The organism is Romboutsia sp. 13368, from assembly GCF_018336475.1.
Taxonomy (GTDB): domain Bacteria; phylum Bacillota; class Clostridia; order Peptostreptococcales; family Peptostreptococcaceae; genus Romboutsia.
In genome coordinates, this window is sequence record NZ_CP048741.1 from 2,223,736 (window position 1) to 2,239,769 (window position 16,034).

Sequence of the window (16,034 nt, forward strand, 5' to 3'; positions counted from 1 at the left end):
ATATAAATGTCYCCAATTATTCGTACTACATTCTTCCTCAGTTATATTCTTATTATATAACTCATTTAAGTATGAAATAAAGTGATATGGATTAGTTATAGTTCCATCTATATCTATACATATATTTAATTTAGTCATATTTTCCTTCCAAATTCCCATTTACCATATTAATTTAACACATTATATCATATGTTAAATTATAAATCAAAATTTGGTTTATTATATTTTAAATAGATTATTGATAATTAAAAATGTATACTCATTATATAAATATTGAGTATACATTTTTACTATTGTTTATCTATGATTGTATTTAAATCTTTTAATCTATTTTTAAAGTTTGCTATATGATTATCTGATAAACTCAGATATTATATAAATATTGAGTATACATTTTTACTATTGTTTATCTATGATTGTATTTAAATCTTTTAATCTATTTTTAAAGTTTGCTATATGATTATCTGATAAACTAAGATACTCTGTGATTTCACCTATATATTTAGGATTTTTAGTATCTATAAGGGTAATTGCAGATTCCATAGCCTTTTCTCTTAATTCATAGGCTGTTTTCACGTCATTTCTAGCATCATCTATAACTTTAGTATATTTATCATCTGATAACTGAGGTATATCCATAGTTTTGTACAATGATATAACCTCTCTACACATATAAGATGCATATTCTAAGTCATCTCTTACTTGGTCTAATTTCTTTAAATTCTCAGCTATATTCTTTGTATAAGGAATACATTCTCTCATTGGAATAAGTGCCTTAAGTTCAATTTGATAAATCTCTTTCTTAAAATCATAAATAAGATCTTTATCTTGTTTTTTTACGTTATAAGTATCTATATCTTTATTTTGCTCTTCATTATTATTTGCAGCTATTACATTTTCCTTATCATCTTCAATTTCGTTAACTTCTTCTTTTTTAGATTCAGATGTATTAGCTACATATTTATCTTCTTTCTCAAGATTATCTATTGGATATTCATTTTCAAAAGAGTAATTTTCATAACTCATAACTTCTTTTATATTATTTAATCCACTAATATACATATTTGTTATTACTATAGTCGTAACTAGAATAACATAAGTACTTCCATATATAAAAGATCTTTTAATATTATTATAATTTTTAAATAATACTATCAAAGGTATAAAATATAAAAATAAAAACACTAGAATCCATCTCATATGCTAATTCTCCTTTTTTATTATAGTATTTTTCTAATTTATATATTTAAACATTTTATTTGATAGTATTTACAATTTACTGGTTTATTAATCCATTATTTTTATTAATTTGAAATCTGTATAATCACAAGAAGCTAATGTATACTCTACTCCATTTCTTATTCCTTTTAGACCCATTTTAAATGATTCTTTTCCATGTAAGTGTCCATATATTACTTTTTCTACACCATATTCTTCATATAACTTAGTAAATAAAGATTCGTCTAATTTATCATTTGTTGGAGGATAGTGAGTTATTACAATAAATTTTGAATATCCACTTTTCTTTGCTGCTTGTAACGATAATCTAATTCTATTTTCCTCTCTTTTATAAATTTTTTCATCATTTTCATCAAATTTAAAATCATTAGGACAAATCCATCCTCTTCCACCACATATAGCATAATCTCCATATTCATAAAAATTAGTTTGTAAAAATTTCATATCATCATATAATTTATTTAAATTTGTTACTGTAGTCCACCAATAATCATGATTTCCTTTTATAAATATTTTTTTTCCAAAAAGATTACTTATAATATCTAAATCTGATTTAGCTTCCTGTAAGTTAATTCCCCAAGATGTATCACCTAATACTAAAACTACATCGTCCTCTTTAACATTTTCTTTCCAACTGTGTATTATTTTTTCTTCGTGCTTATCCCATTTATCTCCAAATATACTCATTGGCTTTTCTACTGATGTTGAGAAATGTAAATCGCCTATTGCATATAAACTCATATTTTCTGTCCTTTCTAATATTGCATTTTTATCGTATCATTATATTATATATCTTAATATTTCCAAAAAAGACAGTTACCCTTCATTGGATAACTGTCTAATTGTCTACTTTATGTTTATATTCTTGTAATAAAGAATCTATTTCCTTTTTTAACTGAAGTATTTCAGTTATATCTCTTTCGTTATCTACCTTATCTAATCTTCTCTGGTATATTATAGCCTTATGCGTTTCGCCTACATTATATAATTCTTGAATTTTATCTAAGACATCTCTTAATGTAACAGACTTTACTTGATACATAACTTGAGCTTTCATTATATCCTCTCTAATTTCACTCATTTCTTGGTCTAGTAAGAAAGCTGCATCTGCTGCTCTTCTCAATCTAACAGCTAATGCTTCTGGAATATAATGCTCATATTTATATTTTAAAGAATGTTCTATTGTTGCCCAAAAGTTCATAGCAAGTGTTCTTATCTGTATTTCACATAAAATCTCTTTAGACCCTGCAATCGAATGTATAGGGTATTTTATTATTACATGATAACTTCTATATCCACTATCCTTGAAATTCTTTATATAGTCTTTTTCATAAACTATACTCATATCACTTCTAGATTTAATTAAATTTACAATATTGTATATATCCTCAACAAACTGACACATGATTCTTATACCTGCAATATCTTCCATTTCCGCTTCGATATCTTGTATATTTAATCTTTTTGCTTTAGAAACAATTGATGCTATCTTCTTTGTTCTTCCTGTTACAAATTCAATAGGAGAGTATTCTCCTTTTGTTAAAAATTCTTTTCTTATATTTTTAAATTTTACTTTTAGTTCCTCTACCGCATTATTATAAGGCGCTAATACTTCATCCCACTTTTCGTATTCCATATCGTCCACCCTTTATCTATTTTTCCATACATATCTATTTTAACATAAATCACTCGCTTTTTGTATAATAAAGCAAATCTCCATCTTTCAATGTGTAATCAACTTCATCTAAATCTATTAAATAACTAATTGAAGAAATTAATGATGATTTAACTCTATATTATTTTCTCTAAATGATTTWAAAAGTATTCCCTAATATATTTATTAACTTCATTAAATCACCTTTTATAATAATATTCTTTTCAATCTGTTAATCGCTCTATTTCTAACTTTTTCATCTTTAGATACTCTTATTTTTATATTATATGCAGTATCTTCATGTAATAAGTTTTCTATAAAGTACTCAACGACTCCTCTATCCTTGAACTCTATATCTATAATTCCCTTAGAGTATATATTTGAATCTAATATCATCAAATTATCTGCAAACTCTAATCGCTCACTTTTATTTAAATATCTTTCTTCTGGTATAAAGCTTTCGCAATATTTTATTTTAAAATTTACTACTTTATCGCTAATATCAAATCCATATTTAGATTTTATTAAACCTTGATATTCTATATTTCTCTCAGTTACATTATTTAAATTTTTATTATAATCTTCTTTTTTCCAATGACCAAATAATCTACAATTTAATGGCCTAACCTCATATATCATACATCTATTATCATCATCTTTAAATGGACATGGTTTCTTTTCTATATATTCTAAGAAGTAATAATCAATTATCTTACTTAAACACTTCTTTTTTAGTTCAGGTTTAGATTCTAAATAATTAAATATATTTATAAATTCAATCAAATTAGTTCCAACAGACTCCATACAACAGTTTCCGCATCCACTACAGTCTCCACTTGGTAACATTTTATAAACATTATTTAATTTATCAAATAACTTATTTTCATTTGAATATTTTATGCAATTTAAAACTTGATCCTTTTTTATACTAGTCATTATTATTACTCCTTGTTATAATTATTAAGTTAATACAAACAATTATTATAACACATATTTTTAGAATATTTATAGGAGGTTATTTCATGAATAGATATACAAAGATAATAAACATGATGGATAGTTATTATACTAAGGACTACGAAAAAACAAAAAAGAATATAACTAAAGTTAGAGAAGTTAGAGAAGAAACAGTTAGAAAATTCTTTTTACAAGGTGATTGCGAAGTTTTAGTAGTATTTGAAGAAACAGGTAGAGAAATACTTATAGACGATTTTTCATCTGAAGATGATATCAGAAAATATCTTGGGCCTAAATTTATAAATAAAAAAAGATAATATTTTTATAATATTAATGTATAAATTTAGATTTTGGGTCAATAATATTAATGTAAAATTAAATATTTAACTCAATCTCCCCCAATTTAGAGCCTTTGTTCCCCCAACATAGGCTCTCTTTGTATTCATTTTTAAATATAAATTATATGGTATAATACTGTTTTATATAAACAAATTTTAAGAGGTGATTACGTGTTAAATATAGGCAATTTAAATTTAGATATAGATTTTGATTATAGAATTATAAGAGAAGAAAACAATGATATTGATTTATTCATAGACATAAACTATCGCAGTTTAGATATAGATACCGATAGTAATGGTTTCTTTAATTCTAGAGTTCAATTTCCATATGTTAGGTCATTAATACTTAGAATAAATAAAGAAAGCAATATAATGACTGTTCATTTAATGAGAGATATAGATTTATTTTCTGCCTTTGCTAATTTTGAAGTTAATTATGATAATTGTGTAATAAATATAAAAAATGAATTTGAGAAGGTTAGAATGTTTAAATCTTAGTTCAAATTAAAAATAAAAATGAAGTCCTTATCAGGACTTCATTTTTATTTTATTTTATCATTTATAATTAATTGTATTAGAATCTATACATTAATATCCTTGAAATCACTAAGCATCTACTTTATCTAATGATTTATCTTTTTTATTTACTATTGGTTTTGCTTTATATATATCCTTATATATTTGAACTAATTCCGTTACTAATGGCAATCTTGGATTCGATGGAGTACATTGATCATCAAATGCATCTAGAGCTAATCTATCTATAGCTGCAAAATAAGTTTCCTCTTCTATTCCACATGCTTGTATAGTCATAGGCATATTTAATTCTTTCATTAAGTTTCTTATAGCTTCAACTAAGCTATTAACACCTTCTTCTGTAGTGTTGGCTTTTAATCCCAATACTTTTGCAATTTCAGCATATTTCTTATCTGCTACAAACGACTTATATTTTGGAAATGCCGCAAATTTACTTGGCATAGTAGCATTGTATTTTATTACATGAGGTAATAATATTGCATTAGCTCTTCCATGTGGTATATGGAATTCCGAACCTAATTTGTGAGCTAATGAGTGGTTAACACCTAAAAATGCATTTGCAAATGCCATACCTGCTATACAAGAAGCATTATGCATTTTCTCTCTAGCTTCTTTTCCTTCTGCTGTATTAGCTCCTTTGTATGATTTTGGTAAATATTCAAATACCATTTGTATAGCCTTCATAGCTAATGCATCTGTATAATCAGTTGCCATTGTAGAAACATAAGCTTCTATAGCATGAGTTAATACATCTAAGCCTGTATCAGCTGTAACTGCTGGTGGTACAGTCATTACAAATGTAGGATCTATTATAGCTACATCTGGCGTTAACTCATAATCAGCTAAAGGATATTTTATATTATCTACTTTATCAGTTATAACTGCAAAAGATGTAACCTCTGAACCTGTTCCTGAAGTAGTTGGTATAGCTACCATTTTTGCCTGTCTTCCTAGCTTAGGGAATTTATAAACTCTCTTTCTTATATCCATAAATTTAAGTCTTAAATCTTCAAAATCTGCATCTTGATTTTCATAGAATAACCACATACCTTTAGCGGCATCAATTGCAGACCCTCCACCTAAAGCTATTATTGTATCTGGCTTAAACTTTCTCATAGCTTCAGCACCATTTAAAACTGTATCTACAGATGGGTCTGGTTCTACATCTTCAAATACATCTATCATAACTGGATTTCTTCTTTTTCTTAAGTGGTACTCTAATTTTTCAACATATCCTAATTGAACCATAACTCTATCAGTAACTATCATTACCCTTTCAACTTCAGGTAATTTCTCTAAATATTGTACTGAACCAACTTCATGGTATATTCTTTCAGGCACTTTAAACCATTGCATATTTACTCTTCTTTTAGTAACCTTTTTTATATTTATTAAATTTACTGCTGATACGTTATCTGTTGTAGAATTGTTCCCCATAGATCCACATCCCAAAGTTAATGATGGTGTATTAACGTTATATATATCCCCTATTGCACCATGAGTAGAAGGTGCATTTACTAATAATCTTCCTGTTCTTACTTTTTGACTAAATTCTAATATTATATCATCATCATTTGAATGTATAACAGCTGAATGTCCTAATCCTCCAAACTCAGTCATTTCTATACATCTTTGTATTCCTTCTTGAGCATCTTTTACTTTTATACAAGCAAGTACTGGACTTAACTTTTCTTTAGATAAAGGATAATCTATTCCTACTCCACCTATTTCAGCAACTATCATTTTAGCATCCTTTGGAACTTCAAAACCTGCCATTTGAGCTATTTTATATGGTGTTTGACCAACTATATTAGAATTTATAGCTTTTGTATCTGAATTTATTACTGTTTTTTCTAATAATTCCTTTTCTTTATCATTAACAAAGTAGCAATTATAAGCCTTCATTAATCCTACTACTTCATCATATATACTTTCTTCTACTATAACAGCTTGTTCTGATGCACATATCATTCCGTTATCAAAAGTTTTAGATAATATTAAATCATTTACTGCTTGTTTTACATCTGCAGATTTTTCTATAAAACAAGGTACGTTACCTGCCCCAACACCTAAAGCAGGCTTTCCTGAAGAATAAGCTGATTTAACCATTCCAGAACCACCAGTTGCTAATATTAAAGATACTCCGTTATGTTTCATAAGAGCACTTGATGCTTCTAATGATGGTGTTTCTATCCATTGAATGCAGTTTTCTGGTGCTCCAGCTTCTATAGCTGCATCTCTTAATACTCTTGCAGCTTCAGATGAACATTTTTGAGCTGATGGATGGAAACTAAATATTATTGGATTTCTTCCTTTTATAGATATTAATGCTTTAAACATTGTTGTTGAAGTTGGGTTAGTTACTGGAGTAACCCCTGCTACAACACCTATTGGCTCTGCAACCATCATATATCCTTCTTCATCATTTTCTTCTATTATACCAACTGTTTTTGTGTATTTTATACTATTATAAATATACTCTGTAGCAAATATATTTTTTGTAACCTTATCTTCAAATATCCCTCTATTAGTTTCTTCTACTGCCATTTGAGCTAATTCTATATGTTTTTCTAATCCTGCTTTAGCCATTGCAGCAACTATTTTATCAACTGCTTCTTGGTCTAATTTTAACATTTCATCTTTAGCTTTATTTCCTTTTACTACTAAATCATTTACCATATTATCTACATTTAACTCTGACTTTATATTTTTATTCATCTCTATTCCCCCTGAAAATAAATTTTATATAAATCAATGTTAGTTTTTTAACAATAATATTATACTTAAATAGTATCTTATAGCTCTAAAACTGTCAACATATTTTGTTTTTAAAACAAAAAGAAAACATTTACATTTTATTTTTAGATATTTTTATAATAATTCCATCATATTTTACTCTTTGTATATAATTATTTATTATCTAATTTTCTTTACATTTTTTAGATACTATTTTTCATAATATAAAAATGATTATAGTAGGTTATAACATAAAAAAAATTATATAATAAAAGGATTCTAAATATAATGTTTTAAACATTATTTAAAATTTACATTTACTACACTATATCCAATTTCCTTTAATATATTTTCTATACTCACCTTAGTATTTTCCTCAACTTCTTCTAAAAATCCTTCACTTATAATTTTATTCTCATAATCTTTTTTTATACTACTTATATCATCTAATATTTCTTGTGTATCTAACTTATTAAATATTGAATTTTTAATATCATAAACATATATATTTTCGTCATCTATATAATGATCTAAAATTTGACACTTTTTTATTTCTATATCTATTTCATCTTCAGTGTTATTTGTAATCTCTATATCTTCTGGCTTTACGCCTCCATTTATCACTCCATTATACTTTATAATGAATGTCTTTTCTGTAAATGGTATTGTTATATTATTAATACTTTTGTCCTTTTTTATTTCTACTATATTACTGTAATTATATTTTACAGTACTTATATGTAATACTTGATTTAATGTATCCATTATTTTAGTACTGTCTTTATATGTACTTTCTTTTTTAAATTCATTAAATATAAACAATGCTCCACTTGCTAATATTATAAAAAAGAACAATAATACATGCACTTTCTTAAATTTTTTTCTTTTTTGCAACACATGAATTCCTCCTTTTGGTATAATGTTTTTGTTATTAATAAATATACTTGTGGTATAAATTAAATTATGATAATTAAATTTACTATTAAATATTAATAGTTCTATTTTAATTATATTTTGAAAGGAGACATAAAATGAGTTTATTAGTTTTCGGACATAAGAATCCAGATACAGATTCTATATGTTCTTCAATTTCTTTATCGTATTTAAAAAATCAATTAGGTTTTGATGCTAAGCCTTATGCTTTAGGAGAAGTTAGAAAGGAAGCTCAATTTGCACTAGATTACTTTAATGTAGATGCACCTGAGTTATTAACAGATATAGAAAATAAGGATGTTGTTTTAGTTGACCATAACGAACTTGCTCAAACTGCTGATGGCATAGAAAAAGCTAATATAGTTGAAATTGTAGACCACCATAAAGTTGAAATAAGCACTGAAGTACCTATATCTATAAGAGTAATGCCTGTTGGATGTACATGTACTATAGTATATCAAATGTTCAAAGAAAATAATGTAGAAGTTCCTAAGCATATAGCTGGCCTTTTATTATCTGCTATATTATCAGATACATTATTATTCAAATCTCCAACTACTACTGAAATGGATAAATTAGCTTGTGAAGAGTTAAGTAAAATAGCTGAAGTTGATATGGAGAGCTATGCTATGGAAATGTTTAAAGCTGGTACATCTTTAGATGAATATAGTATAGAAGAAATAGTTAACATGGACTTTAAAGAGTTTGATATGAGTGGAAAAAGAGTTGGTATAGGACAAGTATTTACTTTAGATATAGATTCTATATTAGCTAAAAAAGATGAATTCTTATCATATATACACTCAACTGAATACGATATGTTAGTACTTGCTATAACTGATATCATAAAAGAAGGTTCTTATTTAATATACAAAGCTGGGGATAATATAATATCTGAAGCATTTAGTGTAGATGCATCTCAAGGTGTATTTGCAGAAGGTGTTGTTTCTAGAAAGAAACAATTAGTTCCAAACTTAACTACAGCAGTTAAAAATATGTAGTAAAAAAGGAAGGTATTTACCTTCCTTTTTTTGTATAATTTTCATTTAATCTTTTAACCAAATTATTAGTGTAGGTTAAAATTTAGGTTTAAAATATTAACTGGTTTTTATTTTATATGTTTTTTAGGATTTATCTATATTATTTTAAAACAAAGTAATTAGATTGTAAATAGTTTATTTATTGTAATATTTTAGAAATAAATTACATTTTCTCTACATCTGAGTAATCTTCACCAAAAGTTTCAACAGTTACATTTTTCATAACTTGTGGAGTCTTAGGCTTATCTGCTCTATCAGTAGCAGTTGTAGCTATTTCATTAACTACATCCATACCTTCTATTACTCTACCAAATGCAGCATATTGACCATCTAAGTGTGGAGAATTTTTATGCATTATAAAGAATTGAGACCCTGCTGAGTTAGGAGCCATAGTTCTAGCCATAGATAATACTCCTGCTTCATGCTTTAAATTATTAGTAAATCCATTACCTCTAAATTCACCTCTTATAGAGTGTCCTGGTCCACCCATTCCATTTCCGTTAGGGCATCCACCTTGTATCATAAATCCTTCTATTACTCTGTGGAATCCTACTCCATTGTAGAATCCTTGATTTATTAATGTTACGAAATTTTTAACAGTGTTAGGAGCTATATGTGGGTATAACTCTGCTACTATTTTCTTTCCATTTTCCATTTCTATAGTTACTATAGGATTTTTCTTTTCCATRTTTTATCTTCCCTTCTTTTTAATTAGTTTTAATATNTACTTATATATTATATACCATATTTTATTAAATTTTACATAAAATTTCATATGTAATATATCTAATTAAATAGTTAATTTTTATACTTAACAAATTTATTCTAAATATCTTCTTTATATAGTTTATNATTTTATGTATAGTGATCATAATCCAGTAAAGTTAACCTTTAAATTAAAATAATAAAAAATTCACTTCGCTCGAGCGACGTGTCGGCGAAACATTTCGGATAAATCCAAATAAAAATGCTGTCCACACTTTATATGTAGACAGCATTTTTATTTGGATTTATTCAATTAATTTGGTATAGTTTACTATTACATTTATCCATAATATATCAATTATAATTATCTAYAAATATAAAAAAGCTACTAAATTAATAGTAGCTTATTTTTCATCATCATTTAACTGTATAGTTTCTTGGTAGTCAACACCTAATAAGTCTAGTATTTGACTAGCTCTTTCTTTTGTTGAACCTTTAACTTCTATATATTTTATATTTTCTGCTTTTAAGAAGTTTAATATAGCTTCATCTATTTGAAGTGCTATATCTTCAGCTTGCCATCTAACTCCATCTTGGATGTATCCAAATTCTCTAGGAACATAAACTATCATATCATAGTTTTGTATATCTTCTATAGCTAGGCAGTATAAATCTTTTAATATTTGTATCTCTTTCTTAGTTCTTTCTTTATCTCCTAACATAAATCTTCCGTATATGTAAGGTACAAATGTTGCATAATCAGTAAGAGCATAATCAAATACTGATAAATCATCTTCTAATTTCTTTTGACCTAAGTAGATTCCATATTGTTCAGATATAGTTTCTATCATACCTTTATCTTTTAAGTACTCAGTTGAATACTCAAGAGCATAACCTGCATTTAATCCAGCTATTTTCATTTCAACATATAAATGCTGTATTAATGTAGTTTTTCCACATCTTGGTCCACCTAAAACTGCTATTCTCTTAGTTGCCATAATTTATATCAACTCCATATATTTTTTCTAAATTTAAGGAACCTTTATATTATACTAACAATTTAAACCTTATTCAATATTTTTAATACAATTCTATTTATTTACATAAAAATGTTCAGGTTTTTTCCTATTTCATATCCTTCATAGTATATATTCCTACAAAATTCCGTTTCAAATTTTAGAGTATCATTTTTATCAAATATAGTTTTTGGTCTAACTATTATTATATTATCTACATTATTACTATTTTTTATTTCATCTGGTAAAACATAATCGTGTTTATTAGCAATAACAATAATTTTATCAAGTTTCTTATATAATAATGGTTTTATTAATGTATTATTAACTAAACCTCCATCAAGCTTATATCCATTATATAGTCCTTGATTTAAATCATTTATAAATTGCTCATTTAATCCCATTGTTCCATTAGGATTAAATGGAAGTAATGAACTATATCTTATACTATCTAAAGCTTCTTCTTTATTTAAATTTAATAAATTTACTATTTCTTCTTTAGGAATATTATTTTCTATCTTTATATAATTCACATAAAAGTCTATCTTTTCTGTACTTTTATCTTCAAAACTATATAATTTTTCGATAATATCCGAATTATCCACAGTGTTATCCACTATTTTAATAGAACTTTTAATATGTGAATCAAGATTTGTCCATATTTCTTCTAGCTTTTCAACATTATCTGTGAATAAAAAATATCCGTTTACTGCACCTATAGAAGTTCCTGATATTGAATTAAATTTACTTATACCTCTATCGCATAAAGCCTTTATAACACCTGCTTGGTAAGCACCCTTAGCGCCTCCACCACAAAGACATAGACCTATATTCAAAGTTATTTCCTCCTTAACTATATTTCATAAAATTTATGAAATGTTTTGTATATACTATAATGATCTTCAACAGATCCTAATTCTCTTATAGAATGCATAGCAAGTATTGGACTTCCTACATCTACTGATGGTATATCTAAATGAGTAGATGATATTGGTCCTATAGTACTTCCACCTCTTACATCTGATCTATTAACAAACTCTTGATATTTAACTTTAGCTTCATTACAAATAGATTTATATACAGATATTGAATATGAATCACTTGTATAAGCTTGATTAGCATTTATTTTTATAACAGGACCTTTACCCATTACTGGTCTGTTAGTAGGATCATGTTTTTCAGGTATATTAGGATGTACTGCATGAGCTAAATCAGATGATATCATAAATGATGAGTATATAGACGTAAAGAATTCTTCTCTAGTTTTTCCTAAAGATATGCAAATTCTTTCTAATATATTTAATAGCATATTTGAGTCTGCACCTTGCTTTGTAGAACTGCCTACTTCTTCATTATCAAATATAGCTACTACGTTTATTCCCTTATTACCACTTGCATTTATAAGTGCATTTAAACTAGCATGAGCCATAGCTAAGTTATCAAGTCTACCACTTGAAATAAACTCTTCATTTGCACCTATTAAGCATCCCTTTTCAAACTCATATAAGAATAAATCAAAATCTATTATATCTTCTATATTAACCCCTAATCTATTTTGTAATTCTTTTAATAAGAAATTATCCTTCTCTAAAGATTCATTTAATAAACCTACAAGAGGTAACATGTCTTTTTGTTTATTAAAAGCATATCCTTCATTTACACTTCTATTCATATGTATAGCTAAATTTGGTATTATACATACTGGCTTATCTAAATTTACTATTACTTCTTTAGGATTTAGTATATCATCAGTTTTTAATACTACCCTTCCTGCTATACCTAATGGTCTATCTAGCCATGTACTCAAAATTGGTCCACCATAACATTCAGTATTTAACTTTAAATATGCTTTTTCTGCATCCATCTCTGCATTTGGCTTTACTCTAAATGATGGTGAATCTGAATGAGAGCCTATTATTCTAAATCCTTCTTTTTCTATGTTATTTGAATTTACTATAAAAGCAATTATTGCTGACGAATTCTTAGTTACATAATACTTTCCACCAACTTGTAAATTCCATGCTTTACGTGAATTTAGTTCAATAAATCCATTACTATCTAATAACTCCTTTGATGTAGATACTGCATGAAATGCAGTTGGACTATTATAAATATAATCTATTAAGTTTTGTGCAAATATTTTACTATTCATATCCCTACTCCTTATTTATAAAAATTTTATATAAATACTTTTAAAAATAGTTGCCTCAAACTATATTGAGACAACTATTTTTMTAAAGTCTTATAAGAAAATTAANTTTTATATAAATACTTTTAAAAATAGTTGCCTCAAACTATATTGAGACAACTATTTTTATAAAGTCTTATAAGAAAATTAAGTTATTATATTTTATAAAATATCTAAAGTTGTATATTCTTTATTTATCTTTTTTATSCCCTGTTGTTCAAAGGCTATAGTAACATCAGTACCCATCATACCTACTACAGTACCTACTCCAAACTTAGGATGATGTACTCTAGCTCCTGGCTTTATATCATCCATATTAGTTTCATTTTCTTTATTTTTAATAGTTGCATTAACTTGCTTAGCAACTGCTGTTTTATTCATAGTACTCATATATTTTTGTTTATATTTATCTAAAACATTATAATTTGCCTTTGAGTATGTTAATTCTCTTTCTTCTTTATTTAATCTTTCTATACACTCTTTAGGCAACTCTTCCATAAATCTTGAAGCAATAGATGGATTAGTTTTTCCATATAATGTTCTCTTTTGAGTTAATGTTAAGTATAGTATTTCCTTAGCTCTAGTTATACCAACATAGCAAAGTCTTCTTTCTTCTTCTATTTCTGAATCACTCATAGACCTTACAGCTCTTGCTATTGGGAATAGTCCATCTTCCATACCAACTATAAATACAACAGGGAACTCTAGTCCTTTTGATGTATGAATAGTCATAAGAGAAACCTTATCTATTTCTTCTTCCTCACTTGACTCAGATGTTAATGCTACTCCAGTTAAGAAAGTTTCTAAATCTTTTTCTTCACTAGTTTGTTCAAATTCCATAGCAACTGATATAAATTCTTTTACGTTGTCTTTTCTTTCTTCAGCTTCTTCTTTATCACCTTTATATAAATCATCTATATATCCATAATAATCTATAGATTCTATAACCTTTTCTAGTAACTTACTAACAGGATATACTTCCCTCATAGTTCTTAAAGTTCCTATTACATTATCAACAAATTCACTTATACTATTTCTTGCTTTTGTTGATATCTCTGAGTTTGTATCTATATCTATAAGTACAGAATAAATGCTTTCTTGCTTTAAACTTGCTCTATCTTCTATTTTTTCTATAGTTCTAAGTCCTATCCCCCTTCTAGGAATATTTATTATCCTTTTAAGAGATATATCATCTTGTGGATTTTGTATAACTCTTAAATAAGCTATTAAATCCTTTATTTCTTTTCTTTCATAGAACTTTGTACCACCATATATATTGTATGGTATTTGACTTCTGTTTAATGCATCTTCTACAGAACGAGATTGAGCATTTGCTCTATAAAGAACTGCAAAGTCTTTATATGATCTATTTTGTTCTCTTGATATTTTAGCTATCATATCTGCAACAAAATCTGATTCTTCAACTTCATCAGATGCTACTTGTATCTTTATCAGTTCTCCCTCTTTTTTCTCACTCCAAAGCTTTTTTCTTTTTCTTTCTATATTATTAGATATAACTGTATTTGCTGCATCTAATATTATTTGAGTAGATCTATAGTTTTGCTCTAATTTAACTACATGAACATCATCATAGTCCTTTTCAAATTCAAGTATATTTCTTATATCAGCACCTCTCCAACCATATATACTTTGGTCATCATCTCCAACAACACATATATTTTGGTGTCCTTTTGCTAATATTTTTATTAATTCATATTGTGCCTTACTAGTATCTTGGTACTCATCTACCATTATATATTTAAATCTATTTCTATAATAATCTAATACCTCTTGGTCATTCTTTAAAAGCTCTACTGTTCTAAATATTAAGTCATCAAAATCAAGTGCACTATTTCTTTTTAAACGGTCTTGATATAACGCATATACATCTGCTATTTTACTCATTCTATTGTCATTTATATGCATTGCCTTAAACTTTTTAGGGTCATATAATTTATCTTTTGCTCCAGATATAGTACTTATAATTGCCTTTGGCTCAAATACCTTATCACTTAAGTTTAATTCCTTTAAGCAGTCTTTTACTAAAGTCACCTGATCCGCACTATCATATATAACGAAACTTCTATTGTATCCTATTCTATTTATATCTTTTCTAAGTATACGCACACAACAAGAGTGGAATGTGCTTATCCACATATCACTTGCATCTGAGTCTAAAGTTTCTTCAACTCTCTCCCTCATCTCATTTGCAGCTTTGTTAGTAAATGTTATAGCTAATATATTTGCAGGTTGTACACCTTTATCTTCTATAAGATGTCCAATTCTTGTTGTTAACACTCTAGTCTTACCTGAACCCGCTCCAGCTAGTATAAGGACAGGACCTTCTGTCTTTTCTACAGCTTCTCTTTGGGCAGGATTTAATGTATCTAAATTCATTTTCGTCCTCCTAATAATGATATATCTATATTTTAATCTAAATGATGTTTTTCTTCAAATCATAAGGTTAATTAATACTTTAATTTTAGCCAATACATACTAAATTTAAAACTCTTTAACTTTTAAGATTAACAATGTTTATATAACTTATTATAATAAAAAAAAGCATAGAGTAAAACCTTATCTCTATACCTTTATCTATATCTTTTATGCTTGTTATATTATTTTTATTATCAATGAGAATTATTTTCCTTAGTTTTATACTTTATCTTAACTATATCACTACGTTCA

The 16,034-nt window shown here is 26.7% G+C and carries 14 protein-coding genes; 3 read left to right on the top strand and 11 right to left on the bottom strand.

Annotated elements, in window-relative coordinates; all coding sequences use genetic code 11:
• Nucleotides 1-399: 399 nt before the first annotated feature.
• The 4 genes from G3997_RS09300 to G3997_RS09315 all read right to left on the bottom strand — a co-directional run bounded on the left by G3997_RS09300 (nucleotide 400) and on the right by G3997_RS09315 (nucleotide 3,829).
• Nucleotides 400-1,200 (bottom strand): hypothetical protein, encoded by an 801-nt coding sequence (locus G3997_RS09300; RefSeq protein ID WP_296645501.1) that lies wholly within the window; start codon nucleotides 1,198-1,200, stop codon nucleotides 400-402.
• Nucleotides 1,201-1,287: 87 nt separating this feature from the next.
• Nucleotides 1,288-1,980: a metallophosphoesterase gene (locus tag G3997_RS09305; protein WP_296645502.1), complete on the bottom strand. Its 693-nt coding sequence runs from the start codon at nucleotides 1,978-1,980 to the stop codon at nucleotides 1,288-1,290.
• Nucleotides 1,981-2,077: 97 nt separating this feature from the next.
• A complete protein-coding gene (locus tag G3997_RS09310; RefSeq protein WP_296645503.1) occupies nucleotides 2,078-2,875 on the bottom strand; it encodes a GTP pyrophosphokinase in 798 nt (265 codons plus the stop codon).
• Between the two features lie 225 nt (nucleotides 2,876-3,100).
• Entirely contained in the window at nucleotides 3,101-3,829 is a 729-nt protein-coding gene (locus tag G3997_RS09315) for a YkgJ family cysteine cluster protein (protein ID WP_296645504.1), read from the bottom strand.
• Between the two features lie 86 nt (nucleotides 3,830-3,915).
• On the opposite strand from G3997_RS09315, the gene G3997_RS09320 reads away from it, so the two are divergent.
• Together G3997_RS09320 and G3997_RS09325 are read left to right on the top strand one after the other, a co-directional pair.
• Nucleotides 3,916-4,167: a hypothetical protein gene (locus G3997_RS09320; RefSeq protein WP_296645505.1), complete on the top strand. Its 252-nt coding sequence runs from the start codon at nucleotides 3,916-3,918 to the stop codon at nucleotides 4,165-4,167.
• A gap of 192 nt (nucleotides 4,168-4,359) precedes the next feature.
• Nucleotides 4,360-4,689, top strand: coding sequence for a hypothetical protein (locus G3997_RS09325; protein WP_296645506.1), 330 nt, complete (start codon nucleotides 4,360-4,362; stop codon nucleotides 4,687-4,689).
• 108 nt (nucleotides 4,690-4,797) lie between these two features.
• Here G3997_RS09325 and adhE read toward each other — a convergent pair whose 3' ends face one another.
• Together adhE and G3997_RS09335 are read right to left on the bottom strand one after the other, a co-directional pair.
• On the bottom strand, nucleotides 4,798-7,446 hold the full coding sequence (gene adhE / locus G3997_RS09330) for a bifunctional acetaldehyde-CoA/alcohol dehydrogenase (protein WP_296645507.1): 2,649 nt from the start codon (nucleotides 7,444-7,446) through the stop codon (nucleotides 4,798-4,800).
• A 318-nt stretch (nucleotides 7,447-7,764) separates the two neighbouring features.
• The gene (locus tag G3997_RS09335) at nucleotides 7,765-8,361 is read right to left on the bottom strand and encodes a DUF4230 domain-containing protein (RefSeq protein ID WP_296645508.1); all 597 of its coding nucleotides are present in this window, start codon (nucleotides 8,359-8,361) and stop codon (nucleotides 7,765-7,767) included.
• 134 nt (nucleotides 8,362-8,495) lie between these two features.
• Between G3997_RS09335 and G3997_RS09340 the strand changes: the two genes are divergently transcribed.
• Entirely contained in the window at nucleotides 8,496-9,398 is a 903-nt protein-coding gene (locus tag G3997_RS09340) for a manganese-dependent inorganic pyrophosphatase (protein ID WP_296645509.1), read from the top strand.
• A 202-nt stretch (nucleotides 9,399-9,600) separates the two neighbouring features.
• On the opposite strand, the gene G3997_RS09345 is transcribed toward G3997_RS09340, so the two are convergent.
• From G3997_RS09345 to G3997_RS09365, 5 genes are all read right to left on the bottom strand, one after another.
• Nucleotides 9,601-10,125, bottom strand: coding sequence for a peptidylprolyl isomerase (locus G3997_RS09345; RefSeq protein ID WP_296645510.1), 525 nt, complete (start codon nucleotides 10,123-10,125; stop codon nucleotides 9,601-9,603).
• Nucleotides 10,126-10,546: 421 nt separating this feature from the next.
• Nucleotides 10,547-11,140 carry an ATP-binding protein gene (locus tag G3997_RS09350; RefSeq protein ID WP_296645511.1) on the bottom strand — a complete coding sequence of 198 codons (594 nt, stop codon included), beginning with the start codon at nucleotides 11,138-11,140 and terminating at the stop codon, nucleotides 10,547-10,549.
• A 101-nt stretch (nucleotides 11,141-11,241) separates the two neighbouring features.
• Nucleotides 11,242-11,994, bottom strand: a complete 753-nt coding sequence (locus tag G3997_RS09355) for a patatin-like phospholipase family protein (RefSeq protein ID WP_296645512.1) — start codon at nucleotides 11,992-11,994, stop codon at nucleotides 11,242-11,244.
• 17 nt (nucleotides 11,995-12,011) lie between these two features.
• On the bottom strand, nucleotides 12,012-13,310 hold the full coding sequence (locus tag G3997_RS09360) for a M18 family aminopeptidase (RefSeq protein WP_296645513.1): 1,299 nt from the start codon (nucleotides 13,308-13,310) through the stop codon (nucleotides 12,012-12,014).
• 198 nt (nucleotides 13,311-13,508) lie between these two features.
• Nucleotides 13,509-15,743 (bottom strand): DUF3553 domain-containing protein, encoded by a 2,235-nt coding sequence (locus tag G3997_RS09365; RefSeq protein WP_296645514.1) that lies wholly within the window; start codon nucleotides 15,741-15,743, stop codon nucleotides 13,509-13,511.
• Nucleotides 15,744-16,034: the final 291 nt, after the last annotated feature.